The organism is Brachybacterium phenoliresistens, from assembly GCF_000576425.1.
In the GTDB taxonomy this organism is placed as follows: domain Bacteria; phylum Actinomycetota; class Actinomycetes; order Actinomycetales; family Dermabacteraceae; genus Brachybacterium; species Brachybacterium phenoliresistens.
The window spans coordinates 443,478-459,889 of record NZ_KK069988.1 but is presented as its reverse complement, the minus strand read 5'-3'; the positions used below and the strand labels follow the sequence as shown (position 1 = coordinate 459,889).

At 73.9% G+C, this 16,412-nt stretch carries 15 protein-coding genes and 1 tRNA gene; 11 read left to right on the top strand and 5 right to left on the bottom strand.

The annotated features are described in order from the left end of the window. The first annotated feature begins 70 nt into the window (after nucleotides 1-70). Genes BF93_RS02130 through BF93_RS02120 form a run of 3 tightly spaced genes read left to right on the top strand, consistent with a single transcriptional unit; the run spans nucleotide 71 to nucleotide 3,272 of the window. The gene (locus BF93_RS02130) at nucleotides 71-1,459 is read left to right on the top strand and encodes an extracellular solute-binding protein (RefSeq protein ID WP_038370251.1); all 1,389 of its coding nucleotides are present in this window, start codon (nucleotides 71-73) and stop codon (nucleotides 1,457-1,459) included. After that, nucleotides 1,456-2,406 carry a carbohydrate ABC transporter permease gene (locus BF93_RS02125; protein WP_038370250.1) on the top strand — a complete coding sequence of 317 codons (951 nt, stop codon included), beginning with the start codon at nucleotides 1,456-1,458 and terminating at the stop codon, nucleotides 2,404-2,406. The genes BF93_RS02130 and BF93_RS02125 overlap by 4 nt, the downstream gene beginning before the upstream one ends. Beyond that, nucleotides 2,403-3,272, top strand: coding sequence for a carbohydrate ABC transporter permease (locus BF93_RS02120; RefSeq protein WP_038370249.1), 870 nt, complete (start codon nucleotides 2,403-2,405; stop codon nucleotides 3,270-3,272). Before BF93_RS02125 ends, BF93_RS02120 begins: the two co-directional genes overlap by 4 nt. A gap of 106 nt (nucleotides 3,273-3,378) precedes the next feature. On the opposite strand, the gene BF93_RS02115 is transcribed toward BF93_RS02120, so the two are convergent. Then, nucleotides 3,379-4,566, bottom strand: coding sequence for an acyltransferase family protein (locus BF93_RS02115; RefSeq protein ID WP_084148180.1), 1,188 nt, complete (start codon nucleotides 4,564-4,566; stop codon nucleotides 3,379-3,381). 122 nt (nucleotides 4,567-4,688) lie between these two features. On the opposite strand from BF93_RS02115, the gene BF93_RS02110 reads away from it, so the two are divergent. Then, nucleotides 4,689-5,960, top strand: a complete 1,272-nt coding sequence (locus tag BF93_RS02110; RefSeq protein ID WP_051486411.1) for a sensor histidine kinase — start codon at nucleotides 4,689-4,691, stop codon at nucleotides 5,958-5,960. Continuing rightward, nucleotides 5,957-6,577 carry a response regulator gene (locus tag BF93_RS02105; protein ID WP_038370248.1) on the top strand — a complete coding sequence of 207 codons (621 nt, stop codon included), beginning with the start codon at nucleotides 5,957-5,959 and terminating at the stop codon, nucleotides 6,575-6,577. The genes BF93_RS02110 and BF93_RS02105 overlap by 4 nt, the downstream gene beginning before the upstream one ends. 60 nt (nucleotides 6,578-6,637) lie before the next feature. On the opposite strand, the gene BF93_RS02100 is transcribed toward BF93_RS02105, so the two are convergent. Then, entirely contained in the window at nucleotides 6,638-7,522 is an 885-nt protein-coding gene (locus BF93_RS02100) for a formyltetrahydrofolate deformylase (protein WP_051486410.1), read from the bottom strand. A 127-nt stretch (nucleotides 7,523-7,649) separates the two neighbouring features. Beyond that, the gene (locus BF93_RS02095; RefSeq protein ID WP_038370247.1) at nucleotides 7,650-8,729 is read right to left on the bottom strand and encodes an NADH:flavin oxidoreductase/NADH oxidase; all 1,080 of its coding nucleotides are present in this window, start codon (nucleotides 8,727-8,729) and stop codon (nucleotides 7,650-7,652) included. Between the two features lie 173 nt (nucleotides 8,730-8,902). Here BF93_RS02095 and BF93_RS02090 point away from each other — a divergent pair, with 173 nt between their 5' ends. Next, complete coding sequence (locus tag BF93_RS02090) at nucleotides 8,903-9,403, top strand: universal stress protein (protein ID WP_038370246.1); 501 nt, start codon at nucleotides 8,903-8,905, stop codon at nucleotides 9,401-9,403. Here BF93_RS02090 and BF93_RS02085 read toward each other — a convergent pair. Further along, complete coding sequence (locus BF93_RS02085) at nucleotides 9,367-10,095, bottom strand: DedA family protein (RefSeq protein WP_051486409.1); 729 nt, start codon at nucleotides 10,093-10,095, stop codon at nucleotides 9,367-9,369. The two genes, BF93_RS02090 and BF93_RS02085, sit on opposite strands and share 37 nt — an antisense overlap. Nucleotides 10,096-10,307: 212 nt before the next feature. Between BF93_RS02085 and BF93_RS02080 the strand changes: the two genes are divergently transcribed. The 4 genes from BF93_RS02080 to BF93_RS02065 all read left to right on the top strand — a co-directional run bounded on the left by BF93_RS02080 (nucleotide 10,308) and on the right by BF93_RS02065 (nucleotide 15,436). Continuing rightward, the gene (locus BF93_RS02080; RefSeq protein ID WP_051486408.1) at nucleotides 10,308-11,483 is read left to right on the top strand and encodes a sensor histidine kinase; all 1,176 of its coding nucleotides are present in this window, start codon (nucleotides 10,308-10,310) and stop codon (nucleotides 11,481-11,483) included. Then, nucleotides 11,476-12,192, top strand: coding sequence for a response regulator (locus BF93_RS02075; RefSeq protein ID WP_269518582.1), 717 nt, complete (start codon nucleotides 11,476-11,478; stop codon nucleotides 12,190-12,192). Before BF93_RS02080 ends, BF93_RS02075 begins: the two co-directional genes overlap by 8 nt. 100 nt (nucleotides 12,193-12,292) lie before the next feature. Further along, complete coding sequence (locus BF93_RS02070) at nucleotides 12,293-14,767, top strand: PEP/pyruvate-binding domain-containing protein (RefSeq protein WP_038370245.1); 2,475 nt, start codon at nucleotides 12,293-12,295, stop codon at nucleotides 14,765-14,767. Nucleotides 14,768-14,842: 75 nt separating this feature from the next. Then, entirely contained in the window at nucleotides 14,843-15,436 is a 594-nt protein-coding gene (locus tag BF93_RS02065; RefSeq protein ID WP_038370243.1) for a dihydrofolate reductase family protein, read from the top strand. An 85-nt stretch (nucleotides 15,437-15,521) separates the two neighbouring features. Here the strand turns inward: BF93_RS02065 and BF93_RS02060 are convergent. Next, nucleotides 15,522-15,595 (bottom strand) — tRNA-Pro (locus BF93_RS02060). 379 nt (nucleotides 15,596-15,974) lie between these two features. Here BF93_RS02060 and BF93_RS02055 point away from each other — a divergent pair. Further along, the gene (locus BF93_RS02055; protein WP_038370242.1) at nucleotides 15,975-16,412 is read left to right on the top strand and encodes an FHA domain-containing protein; all 438 of its coding nucleotides are present in this window, start codon (nucleotides 15,975-15,977) and stop codon (nucleotides 16,410-16,412) included.

The window sequence follows — 16,412 nt, the reverse complement described above, 5'->3', positions numbered from 1 at the left end:
TGGATCACCCGTCCGGCCCGAGGCCCGCGCGGTCCCTCGGGCGATTCCGTCGTCGAGGAGGACGCCACCCATGCCCGCCCCCATGCGACCGTCGCCGCCCGGGCGACGCACCTTCCTCCGGATCGCGGCCGGCTCCGCGGTCGTGCTGCCGCTGGCGGCGCTGGCCGGATGCACCGGCGCGGACCGCGACCCCGGCACCATCCGGGTGGCCTACCAGCAGTTCGGCTCCGGGACCCAGATGGAGACGATGCTGCGGCGGGTCTCCGAGAGCTACACCGCGCAGAACCCCGGCGTGAGCATCGAGTTGGTCCCCATCGTCGCGGCCGAGAACGACTACTTCACCAAGAACGAGCTGCTCATGTCCTCCCCGCGGACCTCGGCGGACGTCGTCTACGAGGACTCCTTCATCCTGCTGTCCGATGTGGGCGCGGGCTATCTGCAGAGCATCGACGACCAGATCGCCGGATGGCCCCTGTGGGACGAGATCGCCCCGGCCTCCCAGGAGGCGTTCACCGGCGAGGACGGCCACGTCTACGGGATCCCCGTCTCCACCGACACCCGCGCCCTGTGGTACCACCGCGACGTGTTCGCCGAGGCGGGGCTGCCGGACCCGTGGGAGCCGGCGAGCTGGGAGGAGGTGCTGGAGGCGGCCCGCACCATCCGCGACTCCGCCTCCGAGGCGGCGCCGCTGTTCGTCTTCTCCGGCAAGGCGCAGGGGGAGAAGGCCTCCATGCAGGGGTTCGAGATGCTGCTCTACGGCACCGGCTCGACCCTCTACGACGAGGAGACCCGCCGCTGGGTGCTGGGCAGCCAGGGCTTCGAGGACTCCCTGGCCTTCCTGCGGACGCTGTTCGACGAGGAGCTCACCCTCCCGCTGTCCCAGCACCTGGACCCCAACATCTCCGAGACCATCTACTCGACCCTGCTGCCCGAGGGACGGCTGGGGATCCTGCTGGACGGGTCGTGGATCTCCCGCAGCTGGGCGGAGGGCGCCGCCGGCGCCTGGCCGGAGTGGTCCGAGACCATGGGCCTGGCCAAGATGCCCACCCAGCACGGGCAGGACCCCGGATCGGTGACCCTCGCCGGCGGGTGGGGCTGGACGATCCCCCAGTACGCCACCGACAAGGAGGCGGCCTTCGACTTCATCGAGGCGCTGTGCGCCCCCGAGAACTCGGTCCTGCGGGCGATCGAGGACAACCACATCACCGTGCGGGCCGATGTCGCCGCCGACGAGCGCTACCTCGGGTACAGCCCGACGGTCGGCTTCTTCACCGAGCTGCTGGAGACGGCCCGGTACCGGCCCGCCCTGCCGGCCTATCCCGAGGTGTCCGCGGCGATCCAGGAGGCGATGGAGGTCGTGATGACCGGCACCGCCGATCCGGCCCAGGCCCTGGCCGCCTACGGCGACCAGGTCACCGGGATCGTCGGCGCCGAGAACGTCCAGGAGGAGGAGCGATGAGCACCACGGCATCCGCCGCACGCCCCGAGGCCGGCCGCCGCGGCACCGGGCGGTCCCGCCGCCGGGCGGGAATCGGGGACCGTCTGTCCCTGGTGCGCGCCCTGCCGATGCTCCCGGCCGCGATCCTGCTGCTCGCCTTCATGGCCGGGCCCATCCTGTACTCGCTGTACCTGGCCTTCACCGACAAGGCGATCCGCGGGGAGGGCGCTGCGGACACCTCCTTCGTGGGCCTGGACAACTTCGCCCGGGCCCTGGGGGACGGGGACTTCTGGAACGCGGTCGTGCTCACGATCGTGTTCACCACCATCTCCGCCGTGATCGGCCAGAACGTGCTGGGGATGACGCTGGCGCTGCTCATGGAACGGGCGCATCGTGCCGTCGCCTTCGTGATGACCTCGATCGTGATCGCCGCCTGGATCCTCCCCGAGGTGGTCGCCGGATACCTGCTGTACACGTTCTTCGCCGACGGCGGCAGCCTCGACGCGATCCTCGGCGTGGTCGGCCTGCCGAAGCAGACCCTGCTGTTCAGCGCGCCGATCATCGCCGTGAGCTTCGCGAACATCTGGCGCGGAGCGGCCTTCTCGATGCTCGTGTACTCCGCGGCGCTGGGGGCGATCCCCGGCGACGTGCAGGAGTCGGCGGCCATGGACGGCGCCGGGCCCGTGCGCCGGTTCTGGTCGATCACGCTGCCGCTGCTGCGCCCCGCGATCGCCACCAATCTCATGCTGATCACCCTGCAGACCCTGTCGGTCTTCGGGCTGATCTTCATCATGACCGGGGGCGGCCCGGCCCGGAAGAGCCAGACCCTGCCGCTGTACATGTACGAGCAGGCCTTCTCCTACGGCCAGCTCGGCTACGGCACCGCGGTCGCCCTGATCCTGCTGCTGATCGGCGCGGTCGCCTCCCTCGTCTACCTGCGCCTGCTCCCCGAGGAGGACAAGCGATGACCGCCTCCCGCACCCCCGTCCGCCCCCGCCGCAGCGGCAAGGGCCCGCGCGAGCGCACCGTGGAGACCGCCTCCAGCCTCGCCATCACCGTCATCGGCGTCGCCTTCCTGATCCCGCTGCTGTGGGTGGTGCTCGCCTCCTTCGACACCAGCGCCACCCTCGCCGTCTCCTGGCCGCAGCAGTGGAGCCTGGGCAACTTCGCCGCCATCTGGAACACGGAGACGACGTTCCGTCCGCTGGCGAACTCGCTGATCCTGTGCGGCGGCGCCACGATCGTCACCATGGTCGCCGCGGTGCTGTGCGCCTATCCCTTCTCCCGGTACCGCTTCGCGGCCAAGCGCCCCCTGCTGCTGACGGTCATCTTCGCCACGGGCCTGCCGATCACCGCGATCATGATCCCGGTCTACTCGCTGTTCGTGCAGGTCAACCTGATCGACTCGATGGTCGGGGCGATCCTGTTCCTGGGCGCCTCGTCGCTTCCCTACGCCATCTTCCTCACCAAGGGGTTCATGGATGCCGTGCCCGTGGAGATCGAGGAGTCGGCGTGGACCGAGGGGGCGGGGGTGCTGCGGACCCTGCGCTCGGTGGTGATCCCGCTGATGCGCTCCGGCCTCGCGGTCGCGACGATCTTCACCTTCGTGGGGATGTGGGGGAACTTCTTCGTGCCGTTCATGCTGCTGCTGAGCCCGGACCAGCTGCCGGCGGCGGTGACCCTGTACACCTTCTCCTCGCAGTACGGGCAGGTCGCCTACGGGCAGCTGGCCGCGTTCTCGATCTTCTACTCGCTGCCGGTGGTGGCCCTGTACCTCATCATGGGCCGCAGCCTCGGCACGGGATTCGCCGCAGCGGGAGGCGTCAAGGGCTGATCGGACCGGCTCCGGCCGGAGCCGAGGCGAGGCACGAGCGGCGGCGCAGGTCGGTGCCGATCCGATCGGCCGGGATCAGCAGGGCTGATCGGACCTCAGCCCTCGCTCATCGCCGTGCCCGGGTGAGGATCGCCCGGGGGCGGCGATGCCCGCTCAGCCATCGGCCGATCCAGGTGCTGCGCACGATCGCGTCGTAGACCAGCACCAGCAGGCCGGTGGTGACCACGAGGTTCACCGCCACCTTCACCAGGGCCGGCCAGGGCAGGTCGCCGAGCGCCATGCCCAGGGCCACCACCAGCGGCAGGTGCATCAGGTAGATCCAGTACGAGGCATCGGCCAGGTACCGGATCGCGGGGATCTCCCGGTCCAGGAACCGTGCGGTCACCCCGACCAGGGCATGCACCCAGGCCCACGAGGCCAGGGGCACCAGGACGATCTCCATCGGCCCGGGGACCAGGAAGGCGAGGACCGAGAGCACGCCGGCGAGCGCGAGCTTGACCGGCCAGGCCCGGGCTACCTGCGCCAGGGAGCCGGGGGCGGCGTGCAGGAACCAGCCCACCAGGAACGCGCCCAGGTAGGCGATGCTCGCGCCCGGCACCGGGACGATGGTCAGCGGCTCCTGGATCCCGCCGGTGCGCACGCCCTGGGCGAGCAGGCCCAGTCCGTAGGGCACCGCGGCGATGGCGATGCCGGCGGGGGAGGCGAGCACCGCGCCGAGGCGGCGGGAGATCGCCCCGGCGCGCTCCGTGCCGAGGACGCGCAGCAGGATCGCCCGGGAGAGGACGACCACCAGGGCGATCTCCAGCAGGAGCAGCAGGAACCAGAGCTGGCCGGGGGTGAGCATGTCCAGCAGGCCCGGCTGCTCGGCGGCGCGGGGGTCGGTGGGGATCTCCGTCCCGCGCAGGGCGGAGCCGACGACGATCACGATCGGCAGCGTCAGCACGGCCAGCGGCCAGAACGCCACCAGCGGCAGCCCGATGCGCAGCAGGCGGTCCTTCACGTAGGCGCCGGCGCCGCGGCGGTGCAGCACCATCCGGCCGAAGAACCCGGCCAGCATCATGAACAGCACCATCCGGAACAGATGGATGACGAAGATGACGGGCAGCGCCCAGCCTGCCGGCCGGGAGTCGATGAACAGCCAGGACTGCCCGGGCACGAAGCCGAGCAGGGTGTGCAGGACGACGCCCAGCAGCAGCGCGCCGCCGCGCAGGGCGTCGAGGTGGTGGAGGCGGGCGGGGGAGGGGTCGGCGCCGGTGCGTGCCGGCGCGGTCGCGGAGGAGGATGCGGATGTCATGGCACCGACGCTAGGCGGGGCCGCGCGGCGCGGCCTCCCCCGACCGGGTGGGCGAGGCTCCATCGATCGGTGGATGCCCCATCGCTGGTGCGGCACCGGGGCGCCGGGGGAGACTGGGGGACATGCTCGCCGACTCCCCCCGGATCACCCCCGGCTCCCCGCGGGAGTTCCTCGGGCCCCCGGGACGTCCCGCGATGGTCGGGCCGATCCCCGCGACCGACAGCCCGATGGGACGCTTCCTCGAGACCTGGCTGCCGGTGGTCCTCGCCGCGGTGTCCTTCGGCGTGGGGTGGCAGGTCTCGCCCTCGTTCGGATACGAGAGCTCCGTGCCGTACTCGCTGGCGCCTGCCGCCGCCACGCTGCTGCTGCGGATGCTCATGACCCGCCGCGCGCACCGCCGCGGCCCCGGGGACCCGCTGCTGACCGGCCTGTTCGTCCTCCACCAGGCACTGGTCCTGCTGACGGTGGCCCTGAACCCCCTGGCCTGCATCTACGCCTTCACCGGGTACATCGACGCCTCTCGCTTCCTCACCAGGCGCACGGCGCTCGTCTCCGTCATCGTCACCGCCATGATCTGCGCCTTCGGACAGTCCGGCGGGCCCTCCGGCGTCGCGGCGGTCCCCGCCCTGTTCGGCCTGCTGCTGCTGGTCAACGTGATGCTGAGCCTGGGGATGGGGTACCTCGCCGACGAGCGGGAGCGGCAGGTGGCCGCGCGCGAGCAGGCCGCCCGGGAGCTGGACCTGGCCACCCGGGAGAACCAGGCCCTGCAGGAGGAGCTGCTGCGCCGGGCCCGCGAGAGCGGCGTCCTGGCCGAGCGCACCCGCCTGGCCCGGGAGATCCATGACACCGTCGCCCAGGGCCTGGTGGGCGTGATCCGCCAGCTCGAGGCGCTGCCGGCCGACGCCCTGGGCGACCCGGCCCGCCAGCGCATCGCCATCGCCGAGGACACCGCGCGCGAATGCCTGGTCGACGCCCGGCGCGCCGTGGAGGCCCTCGCCCCGCAGCAGCTGGGGGAGGGGGACCCCGTGGAGGTGCTCGGAGAGATCGTGGGCCGCTGGGCCCGGGCCCACCGGGTGGTGGCGACCTTCGACGCGGACGAGGCGCCCCGGCCCTGCCCGCACCCGCATGTGCTGATCCGCGTCACCCAGGAGGCGCTGGCGAACGTGGCCCGCCACTCCCGCGCCGGCAGCGTCGAGATCACGCTCTCTGCCCAGGACGGGGACGCCCTGCTGCGGATCCGCGACGACGGCTCCGGCTTCGACCCCGCGGCAGTTCCCGCCGGCGGCCACGGCCTGCGCAGCATGCGCGAGCGCGTCGCCGAGACCGGCGGGAGCCTGCAGGTCGAGACCGCCCCCGGGCAGGGGACCCTCCTCACCGCGAGGGTCCCGCGATGACCGCGACGGTGCGGGTGCTGGTGGTGGACGACCATCCCGTGGTGCGCGACGGTCTCGTCGCCATGCTCGGCGCGGGGCCCGGGATCGAGGTCGTCGGCTCCGCCGAGGACGGGCAGGAGGCGCTCGCGATGATCGCCGAGCACGCCCCCGAGGTCGTCCTCATGGACCTGCGGATGCCGCGCCTGGGCGGGGTCGAGGCGATCCGGGCGCTGCGCGGGCGCGGGGACCGCACCCGGGTGCTGGTGCTGACCACCTACGACACGGACCGCGAGATCGTCGGCGCCCTGGACGCGGGGGCCGACGGGTATCTGCTCAAGGACGCCCGCGGCCCGGAGCTGGTGCGTGCCGTCCACGACCTGGCGGCGGGCCGCCCGGTGCTGGTGCCGGCGGCGCTGGCCGCCCTCACCGGGGCCCGGCAGTCGCGGCCCTCGCTCAGCGCCCGCGAGAGCGAGGTGCTGCGCCTGGTCGCCGACGGCTGCACCAATCGGGCGGTGGCCACGCGGCTGGGGATCGGCGAGGCGACCGTGAAGACGCACCTGGTGCACGTCTACGAGAAGCTCGGGGTCGGCGATCGCGCCTCCGCCGTGCGGACCGCCTGGGAGCAGGGCCTGGTCTGACGGGGAGGCGGGTCGTGGCCGGGCCGACGCGAGGCTCGCGATCCGGTCCCGGCCCGATGCTCAGCGGAAGATGATGGTGCGGGTGCCGTCCAGCAGCACGCGCGACTGGGCGAACCAGCCGACCGCCTGGCGCAGCGTGCGGGACTCCGCGTCCTGGCCGATGGCCATCAGCTCGCGGGGGGAGCGCGTGTGGTCCACGCGGATCACGTCCTGCTCGATGATCGGCCCCTCGTCGAGGTCGGTCGTCACGAAGTGCGCGGTCGCCCCGATCTGCTTGACCCCGCGGGCGTACGCCTGCCGGTAGGGGTTGGCGCCCTTGAAGCCGGGCAGGAACGAGTGGTGGATGTTGATGCAGCGTCCGGCGAGCGCCTCGCACAGCTCCGGGGAGAGGATCTGCATGTACCGGGCCAGGACCACCAGCTCGATGTCCGCCTCCTGGACGATCTCGAGCACGCGCGCCTCGAAGGCCGCCTTGTCCTCGGGACCGGCGACCGCGCGGTGCTCGAAGGGGACGCCGTAGTGCTGGGCCAGCGGGGCGATCACGTCGTGGTTGGCGAGGATCAGCGGGACGTCGATGGGCAGGTGGCCGCTGGCGCGCTGGTACAGGAGGTCGTTCACGCAGTGCGTGGCCTTGGAGGCGAGGATCAGCGTGCGGCGGGGACGCCAGGCGACGTCGAGGACGTGCTCGATGCGGTGGCGGGCCACCACGGGCGCCAGGGCCTGCTCGAACTGCTCCGCGCTCGCCGGCGAGGTGACCTGGAGGCGCATGTAGAAGCGACCGGTCTCCGCGCTCGCGAACTGCTGGCTCTCGGTGATGTTGCCGTCGATGCCGACCACCGCGCCGCTCACGCCGTGCACGATCCCCGGACCGTCCTCGCACACGAGGGTGAGGACGTACTCGGTGACGTCGCCGGCGGGGGACTGCGGGGCAGGGATGGTCGACATGGCCGGAATCCTATCGGCCCGCGCCGCCCCGCCGGAACGCGGCCCCGGGGTGCGGAGGCCGCGTTCCCCGGGGCCGCGCGGCGGGCGGGTGCCGGTGCGCTGCCCGGCGCCCCGGCCCGTCTCCCGTTCAGGAGTGGGCGCGCTCGTACTGCGGGGTGATGTAGTGGCCGGCGAAGCGCAGCGCCTTGGCGGCCCGGATCGGGAAGTTCTGGTCGCGCAGCATCTCGCGGCCCAGCAGCACCACGTCGGCCTGGCCGGTCGCGACGACCTGCTCGGCCTGGAAGGGCTCGTCGATCATCCCGACGGCGGCGGTGGGCAGGCCGCTGGCCTGCTTCACCGCGGCGGCCAGGGGGACCTGGTAGCCGGGGCCGACGGGGATCGGCGCCGGGTGGAGGTTGCCGCCGCTGGAGACGTCGAGCATGTCCACGCCGTGCTCGGACAGCCATGCCCCGACCTGTCCCACCTCCTCGAGCGTGAGGCCGCCCTCGAGCCAGTCGGTGCCCGACAGGCGCACCAGCACCGGCATGTCCTCGCCGACGGCCTCGCGCACGGCGTCGACCACGCGCAGGAGCAGGCGGGCGCGGCCGGCGAGGTCGCCGCCGTACTCGTCGGTGCGCTCGTTGCTCAGCGGGGACAGGAACTCGTGCAGCAGGTACCCGTGGGCGGCGTGGACCTCGACGAGGTCGAACCCGGCCTGCGCGGCGCGCACGGCGGAGGCGGCGAAGGCCTCGACCACCGCGTCGATGCCGGCGGCGTCCAGCGCCTCGGGCACGTCCAGGCCGGGGAAGGGGATCGCCGAGGGGGCGACGGTGCGCCAGGCGCCTTCCTCCGCGCCCAGGCTGCCGGAGCTGTCGGTGCCCCATCCCGGATGGGTGGAGGCTTTGCGCCCGGCATGCGCGAGCTGGATGCCGATGGCGGCGCCGTGGTCGTGGGCCAGCTGCACGATCGGGACCAGGGCGTCGCGCTGGACGTCGTTCCACAGGCCCGAGTCGCGCGGGGAGATGCGTCCCTCGGGCACCACCCCGGTCGCCTCGACGATGATCGCCCCGGCGCCCCCGCGCGCGAACGACCCGTAGTGCATGAGATGGAAGGGCGTGACCACGCCGTCCTCGGCGAGGGCGGAGTACATGCACATCGGCGGCACCCAGATCCGGTTGCGGATCTCGAGGCCGCGCAGGGTGATCGGGGTGAACAGGGCGTGGGTCATGGGGGCGTCCGGCTTTCTGCGTCGCGTGATCTGCCTCCGGGCGGCCGAGGGGCCGGCGGAGGCACGTGCCCCTATCCCAACTTCCGGGCGTCAGAAGTATTCCTGGGGACACGAGCCCATCACAGTGTGACCTGCGTCTCGCGCGAGGGGCCGGGATGTGCGACCATCGGGTCATGAACGCTCATGTGGTCGTGGGAGTCATCCCCGGGCAGCCGTCGGCCGTGGTGGAGACCGCCGCGGACTTCGCCTCCCGGTTCGGCGCGGATCTGGTCTGCGCGAGCGTGGACATCGCCCGATATACCGTCGCCCAGAGCTTGGACGGGACGATCATCGCCTCGTCGATCGACCCCGAGCTCATGGACGAGAAGGCGGAGCGGTTCGACCCCATGCTCGAGCAGAGCATCGGCCGCACCCTCGAGGGCCGCGGCATCAGCTGGTCGGTGCGGGCGCTCGCCGGCAATCCCGCGGTCGAGCTGTCCGATCTCGCCGAGCAGCTGGACGCGATCATGATCGTGGTCGGCACCCGCGAGGCGGGGCTGCGCGGCTCCCTGCGGGAGTTCCTCAGCGGATCCGTCGCCGCCCACCTGGCCCACCATCAGCACCGCCCCGTGCTCGTGGTGCCGCTGGACCCCCAGCCTCACGGCACGCAGATGCCCTGGGCCGGGGCCGACTGAGACCCGGCGCCGCCCCGTCCCGGATCCGGGGCCGGCTGCGCCGCCTGCCGCGGCGCGGGGACGTCGTCCGTCGCCGCCGCCGCGCCGTCCGCGCCCGGACGGGAGCGGGCCGTGCGCCGGGCCCGCAGGAGCTCCGCCCCGCCGCCGAGGAGCAGCGCCGCGCCGATGCCGACCGCGACCCCCACCAGCGGTCGGTCGCGGAAGGCGGCGCCGCCCAGCATGCCGATCCCCGCGCTGTACAGCGACCAGACGATGCCGGCGAGCGCGGCCCACAGCACGAAGCGCCGCCGGGGAAAGTGCAGGACGCCCGAGGTGATGGCCGTGGCGGTGCGCCCGCCGGGGATGAACCGGCCGGCCATGATGATCCCGGCCGCGCGCTGCTCGAGCCCGGCCTCCGCCCAGCGGAAGAGGCCGTCGGCGATCCGCGAGCGACGGGCCCAGCGGGCCAGCGGACCGGCGGCGCGCCCGACATGATGCGCGGCCAGGTCGCCGATCAGCGCGCCGGAGGCGGCGCTGAGCACCAGCAGCACCGGGTCGACCTGCCCGGCGGCGACGAAGGCTCCGGCGGCGATCACCATCGTCTCGGCGGGCACGAGGGGCAGCAGGACGTCGACGGCGACGGCCGCCAGGATCAGGGCGTAGAGCCAGGGGGAGGCGAGGGTCGCCTCGAGGAGCTGGAGCAGCGATTCCATGGTGGCAGGCTTCCGGGTAGGAGGTGCTTCCACGCTAGGGACCGCCCCCCGCGCCCGGACACGGGGCGGACTGCACGGCCGCGTACGGCCACCCGGACGCCGGTGTTACGGGAATCCCCATGCCGGCGCCCGCGCCCGCGTTGCTAGCATCGGCCCTCGTCGAAGCCCCTCGCCGCGGTGCGAGCCGGCACCGCCCCGGACAGATCGGACCTATGGACCGCGACGACTCGCTCCCCTCCCCGCTGCGCCAGGAGGCCGGACGGCTGCTGCGCCGGGCCGTGCGCAGCGTCGTGGCCGTCCTGCTGGGCCTGGCGACGGGGCCGCTGCTGATGCTCGCGGCGCTGCTGGCGCTGATCCGGATCCGCCGTCCGCTGGCCGCCGTGGACCGCTGGGACGCCCGGCGCCTGGAGCGCTTCGCCCGGTTCGTGCACCAGGATCCGGACGGCGCCGCGCTCGGGCCCGGGCGGGCCCTCCTGCACGGCGCCGGCTCGACGGTGCTCGGCCTGGTCATGGCCAATCTCCTGCAGCAGCTGATCGTGGTGACCCTCGGCAGCCTGGGCCAGCTGCTCTTCGGCGGAGAGGTCGTCTTCGTCTTCGAGATGTGGGTCGTGACCCAGTCCGCGCTGCTGGTGCTGCTCATCTACGGGCCGGCGACCTTCCTCGCCTGCGTCGGCTGGGCGGAGGTCGCGCTGTGGCTGCAGGCACGCCTGCTGCGGCGATGGTTCCCCACCATGCTGCGGGCCGATGCGCTCGAGACCCGGATCACGCGGCTGGTCACCACCCGGCGCGGCGTGGTCGTCGCGATCGACGACGAGCGCCGGCGCATCGAGCGCGATCTCCACGACGGCGTCCAGCAGAACGTCGTCTCCCTGTCCGTGCTCATCGCCCGTGCGCGGCGCTCGAAGGACCCCGAGCGCACCGCAGCCCTGCTGGACCAGGCCCACCGCCAGTCCCAGTCCCTCATCGACGAGGTCCGCCAGGTCGCCTGGAGGATCCACCCGACCGCGCTGGACGAGCGCGGGCTCGCCTCCGCGCTCGCGGAGGTCGCCGAGACCTGCCCCGTGCCCGTGCAGCTCGACGTGCAGCTGGAGGAGCGGCTGCCGGGGCCGGTCGAGTCCGCCGCCTACTTCGTGGCCCGCGAGGCCGTGACCAACGTGGTCAAGCACGCCCGGGCCGAGAGCATCCGCATCGCGCTGTGGCGCACGGGCGCCCCGCGCCGCCGGACCCTGCACCTGAGCGTGATCGACGACGGGATCGGCGGGGCCGACTCCGAGGGCGGCGGCCTGCAGGGCCTGGCGCGTCGCGTCGCGGCCCTGGACGGCAGCGTCGACGTCCACAGCCCGCCCGGCGGGCCCACCACCATCACCGCGGAGCTGCCCTATGCCTGAGACCACGACGACCGGATCCCCCCGGCCCGGCACCGGCCCCATCTCCGTCATCCTCGCCGACGACGCCGTGCTCCTGCGCGAAGGCCTGCGCAGCCTCCTCGAGGAGGAGGGCCTCGAGGTCCTCGCCTCCGTCGGCGACGGCGACGCGCTCCAACGGGCCGTCGCCGAGCATCGGCCGAACCTGGCGATCGTGGACGTGCGCATGCCGCCCACGCACACCGACGAGGGCCTCGTCGCCGCCCTCGCGATCAAGCGCGCCCGTCCCGAGGTCGGCGTGCTCGTGCTGTCCCAGTACGTGGTGCGGGAGTACGCCACCGAGCTGCTGGGCGCCGACATCCCGGGGGTGGGCTACCTGCTGAAGGACCGCATCACCGAGATCGACGCCTTCCTCGACGCCGTCCAGCGGGTGGCCGCCGGCGGCACCGTCATCGACCCCGCGGTGCTGCGGGGGCTGCTGGCGACCCCCGAGCAGCAGCGCCGCATCCAGCGCCTGACCCCGCGCGAGCTGGAGGTGCTCGAGGCGATGAGCGCGGGCATGTCCAACCGCGGCATCGCCGAGCAGCTGCATCTGTCGCTGAGCTCCGTGGAGAAGGCCTGCAGCGCGATCTTCGACAAGCTGGACCTGGTGGGAGACGACCGCTCCAGCCGGCGGGTGATGGCGGTGCTGCGGTACCACCAGGGACAGGAGGACCCCGGCCCTGCCCGGTGAGAGCTCCCGCGCGCGGGACTCCCGGGCGAGGGGACGTTGCGCTTCCGGTCGGGGAGGTCCAGCATGAGCATCCCGGCACCGCAGCTCGAGGAGGAGTGCCATGACCGCCCCATCGCCCCCGAGCCCGCCGGGCCGGTCATCGGTCCTCCCGCTCTCGGCGCTCGGCGCCGGGGACCTGGACCGCGCCGGCGGCAAGGCCGCGAACCTCGGGGAGCTGCTGCGCGCCGGCCTGCCCGTCCCGCCGGGCGCGGTGATCACGACCGACGCCTACGTCGCGGCCGCGCACCGCGCCGGTCTCGACGCTCTGCTCGCGGATCCCGCTGCGCCCCCGTCCGCCCTGCGCCGCGCCCTCGAGGACGCCCCGATCGCCGCGGACCTCGACCGCGAGATCCGCAGCGCCTATCAGGGACTGCGGGGCCCGGGGGAGGACGAGGCGCGGGTCGCGGTCCGCTCCAGCGCCACCGCCGAGGACCTGCCCGGCGCCGCCTTCGCCGGGCAGCAGGACACCGTCCTCGACGTCCGCGGGGAGGAGGAGGTGCTCGCCGCGGTGCGCCGATGCTGGGCCTCGCTGTGGACCGATCGGGCGGTGTCCTATCGGCGCGAGCGCGGGATCGATCCCCACGAGGTGCGGATCGCCGTCATCCTCCAGCGGATGGTCCCCGCCCGCTGGGCCGGGGTCGCCTTCACCGCCGATCCCGTCACCGGCGCCCGCGACCGCCTGGTGATCGACGCCGTCCCCGGCCTCGGGGAGGCGGTGGTGTCCGGAGCGGTCACGGCGGAGCACCTCGTGGTCGGCCCCGCCGGGCGCGTCCTGTCCCGCACCCCCGGCCGGGACCCCGCCACCGGCGCCGTCCCCGCCGCCCTGCCGCACGAGGTCCTCACCGCGCTGCTGCCGCTGGCCCGCCGCATCGACGAGCACTTCGGCCGGCCCCAGGACATCGAATGGGCCGCCGACGGCAGCGGCGTGCAGATCACCCAGGCCCGGCCGATGACGGCTCTGCCCCCGCCGTCCGTGCCGCTCTCGCCCGCCCAGCGCCTGCAGTGCTCCGTGCTGCTGGAGTTCCTGCCCGTGCGCCCGTACCCGCTGGACGTCACCACCCAGATCGCCCACGGTCCCGCACGCATGATGCAGGGCATCGCCCGGTTCTACGGGGTGGAGGGCCTGTTCGCCGGCTTCCTGCGGGAGGAGGACGGTGTCGCCGTCCAGCTGCTCCCCGCCCGGGCGCGGCCGACGGCCCGACTCCTGGCCACCCCGGCGAAGCTGGCGGCACGGATCCGCCGCTTCGACCCCGCGGTGTGGGCGCGGGACCCGCGCCAGCAGGAGTTCCTCGCCGAGATCGCGGCGCTCGAGGACCTGGACCTCGCAGCGCTGGACTGGCAGTCGCTGCTCGCCGTGCCGCCCCGGGCCTTCGCGACCCTGGAGACGTGCCGGGACCTGCGCATCGACTACCTGCCCGGCAGCGCCGCCGCCGTCGCCCGCCTCGCGCTGCTCGCCCTGCTGCTGGGCGAGCACGCGCTGATCGCGGATCTGCTGGGCGGCGCCCGCACCCGCACCGCCGACGCCGACCGCGCCCTCGAGGAGCTCGCCGACGCCGTGCGCGCCGATCCCGCCCTGACGGAGCGGATGATCGCCGCGCGGTCTCCCGAGGAGCTCGTCCGCCTCGCCGCGGACCGCGGGCACCCCCTCCTCCAGGACGGGCTGGCGAGGTTCCTCGAGGAGTTCGGCCGACGCGAGACGACCTCCTCGATGCTGGTGAGCACCCCGACCCTGGACGAGTGCCCGGAGATCGTGCTGGGGATGGTCCGGGCGAACCTCGCGCGACCCCGGGACGCGACGCCCCGGGCCTCCCGCTCCCGGGCGGCCCGCAGCCGGCTCCTGGCCCACCCCGGGCTGCGCGGGCCCCGCGCCGCCGACCGGGCGGACCGATGGATCCGCGCCGCGCAGGCCGGCGTGGCCTTCCGCGAGGACTCGCACTTCCACTTCACCGCCGCGCTGCCCACCCTGCGCCGGGCGCTGCGGGAGTCGGGGCGGCGCCTGGCGGCCGCAGGCGTGCTCGAGGACCCCGAGGACGTCCTCCACCTGCGCTGGGAGGAGATCTCGGCGATCCCGGCCCCGGAGAGCCTGCCGGAGGCCCGGTGCCGGGAGCTGCGCCGGGCCGTGCGGCGACGGGCGGCCCGCCGCGCCGAGCTCGAGGGGGTGCCGATGCTGGATGCGGCCCGGGTCTTCCCATCTCGCGGGGGTCCGGGGGCGCTCGCCACGGGCATGCCCTCGGGGGCGGGCATCGCCACGGGGCCGGCGCGGATCATCCGCGGGCCGGAGGACTTCGCCCGGCTCCAGGACGGGGACGTGCTCGTCTGCCCCTTCACCAACCCTGCCTGGACCCCTCTGTTCCTGCGGGCCGCGGCGGTCGTCGTCGACGCGGGGTCCCCGGGATCCCATGCGGCGATCGTCGCCCGGGAGCAGGGGATCCCGTCGGTGACGGCCACCGGGACGGGGACCCGCCTCATCGAGGACGGAGCGCTGGTGACCGTCGACGGCACCCACGGCCGGGTCACCCCCGCCGCCGGGTCCTGACCGATGCCCCGCCCCTTCCCCCGGAGGCGCCGGCGGCGGAGAATGGGGACGGCGGAGCGAGGCGGAGGAGGAGCCATGGGGGCCGTGGTGTGCGACGTGACCGTGTCCCTGGACGGATTCGTGGCCGGACCGGAGCAGAGCCGGGAGGAGCCGCTGGGCATCGGCGGCGAGCGGCTGCACCGGTGGCAGTTCGAGCGCCCGGAGGACAGCCCCGTCGAGCGGGAGCGCATCGTCGCCGCGGGCGCGTTCATCATGGGGCGCAACATGTTCGGGCCGGTGCGCGGGGAGTGGGACGAGCCCTGGGAGGGCTGGTGGGGCCCCGAGCCCCCGTACCGCGCTCCGGTGTTCGTGCTCACCCATCACCCGCGCGAGCCGGTGCGCCTGGAGGGCGGCACGACCTTCCACTTCGTCACCGACGGCATCGAGCAGGCGCTGCGGCGGGCCCGGGAGGCGGCCGGCGAGGAGGATGTGGCGATCTGCGGCGGGGCGCAGACCATCGACCAGTTCCTGCGCGCCGGGCTGCTGGACGAGCTGCGGCTGCACGTGGCCCCGCTCGTCCTCGGGGGAGGGGAGCGGCTGTTCTCCCGCACGCCCCATCTCGCGGCCCGGCCCGTGAGCTCGCGCACGACACCCCTGGCCACCCACGTGACGTACCGCTTCGACGTCTGAGCGGACCGCGGCGTGCCGCCACCCGCGGCGGCCGCGCCGGGGACGAGAAAGCCCCGGCGAGAGGATCTCTCGCCGGGGCTCGCTGTCGGGCTGACAGGATTTGAACCTGCGACCCCCTGACCCCCAGTCAGGTGCGCTACCAAGCTGCGCCACAGCCCGAAACCCTTCGCGGCGGAAGGGCCGAGATGAATACTAGCCCGATCCCGACCGCGGACGCGAATCGAGACGGGCGTGACCTGCGGCACCATCGTCGCCGTGAGCGCACCGCGCGGCCGGGGCGAGGTCCGGCCCGCCCCCGGACTCCGGACCTCGCCCACCCGGACCGGGGTGCGCCGGCGACCCGGGGGGAGAGGCCCCGGGGCGCGGGGACGGTCGCGTCGCCGACGCCCACGGTCAAGTGATCGTCAAATCCTCCCCGTCCAACCGTCCGGCGGCGCTGTCCGCCCAGCTGGGCGTGGGAAGATGGACGCGCACGCGTGCGGCCTCCGCCCCTGGGGCGGTCGTCGGCAGACCAGGACCACGGAAGGACGCGATCACCATGAGCGACAGCCAGCACAGCGATCGGCTCGATCAGACGTCGAAGCTCACCGCCATCTCCTTCCCGGACGCCGTCGAGGACGCCGAGTACGGCCTCAGCCCCCAGGATCGTGCGGCGATCGACGCGCTCCCCGAGGGCAGCGCCCTGCTCATCGTCCGCAAGGGCCCCAACCTCGGCGCCCGCTTCCTGCTGGATGCCGAGAGCACCGTCGCCGGTCGCGACCCCAAGAGCGAGATCTTCCTCGACGACGTGACCGTCTCGCGCAAGCACGCCGCGTTCGTCCGCGTCGGGGACTCCTTCGTCGTGCGCGACCAGGGGTCGCTCAACGGCACCTACGTCAGCAAGGCACGGGTCGAGGAGGCGACGCTCCAGGCCGGCCAGGAGGTCCAGATCGGGAAGTACCGCCTCACCTTCCACCCGTACCACGGGAAGGCCTGA

What these genes read in the sequence shown, in the direction of transcription:
- BF93_RS02130 (WP_038370251.1), top strand. Translation starts at nt 71, where the DNA reads ATGCCCGCCCCCATGCGACCGTCGCCGCCCGGGCGACGCACCTTCCTC.
- BF93_RS02125 (WP_038370250.1), top strand. Translation starts at nt 1,456, where the DNA reads ATGAGCACCACGGCATCCGCCGCACGCCCCGAGGCCGGCCGCCGCGGC.
- BF93_RS02120 (WP_038370249.1), top strand. Translation starts at nt 2,403, where the DNA reads ATGACCGCCTCCCGCACCCCCGTCCGCCCCCGCCGCAGCGGCAAGGGC.
- BF93_RS02115 (WP_084148180.1), bottom strand. Translation starts at nt 4,566, where the DNA reads ATGACATCCGCATCCTCCTCCGCGACCGCGCCGGCACGCACCGGCGCC.
- BF93_RS02110 (WP_051486411.1), top strand. Translation starts at nt 4,689, where the DNA reads ATGCTCGCCGACTCCCCCCGGATCACCCCCGGCTCCCCGCGGGAGTTC.
- BF93_RS02105 (WP_038370248.1), top strand. Translation starts at nt 5,957, where the DNA reads ATGACCGCGACGGTGCGGGTGCTGGTGGTGGACGACCATCCCGTGGTG.
- BF93_RS02100 (WP_051486410.1), bottom strand. Translation starts at nt 7,522, where the DNA reads ATGTCGACCATCCCTGCCCCGCAGTCCCCCGCCGGCGACGTCACCGAG.
- BF93_RS02095 (WP_038370247.1), bottom strand. Translation starts at nt 8,729, where the DNA reads ATGACCCACGCCCTGTTCACCCCGATCACCCTGCGCGGCCTCGAGATC.
- BF93_RS02090 (WP_038370246.1), top strand. Translation starts at nt 8,903, where the DNA reads ATGAACGCTCATGTGGTCGTGGGAGTCATCCCCGGGCAGCCGTCGGCC.
- BF93_RS02085 (WP_051486409.1), bottom strand. Translation starts at nt 10,095, where the DNA reads ATGGAATCGCTGCTCCAGCTCCTCGAGGCGACCCTCGCCTCCCCCTGG.
- BF93_RS02080 (WP_051486408.1), top strand. Translation starts at nt 10,308, where the DNA reads ATGGACCGCGACGACTCGCTCCCCTCCCCGCTGCGCCAGGAGGCCGGA.
- BF93_RS02075 (WP_269518582.1), top strand. Translation starts at nt 11,476, where the DNA reads ATGCCTGAGACCACGACGACCGGATCCCCCCGGCCCGGCACCGGCCCC.
- BF93_RS02070 (WP_038370245.1), top strand. Translation starts at nt 12,293, where the DNA reads ATGACCGCCCCATCGCCCCCGAGCCCGCCGGGCCGGTCATCGGTCCTC.
- BF93_RS02065 (WP_038370243.1), top strand. Translation starts at nt 14,843, where the DNA reads ATGGGGGCCGTGGTGTGCGACGTGACCGTGTCCCTGGACGGATTCGTG.
- BF93_RS02055 (WP_038370242.1), top strand. Translation starts at nt 15,975, where the DNA reads ATGAGCGACAGCCAGCACAGCGATCGGCTCGATCAGACGTCGAAGCTC.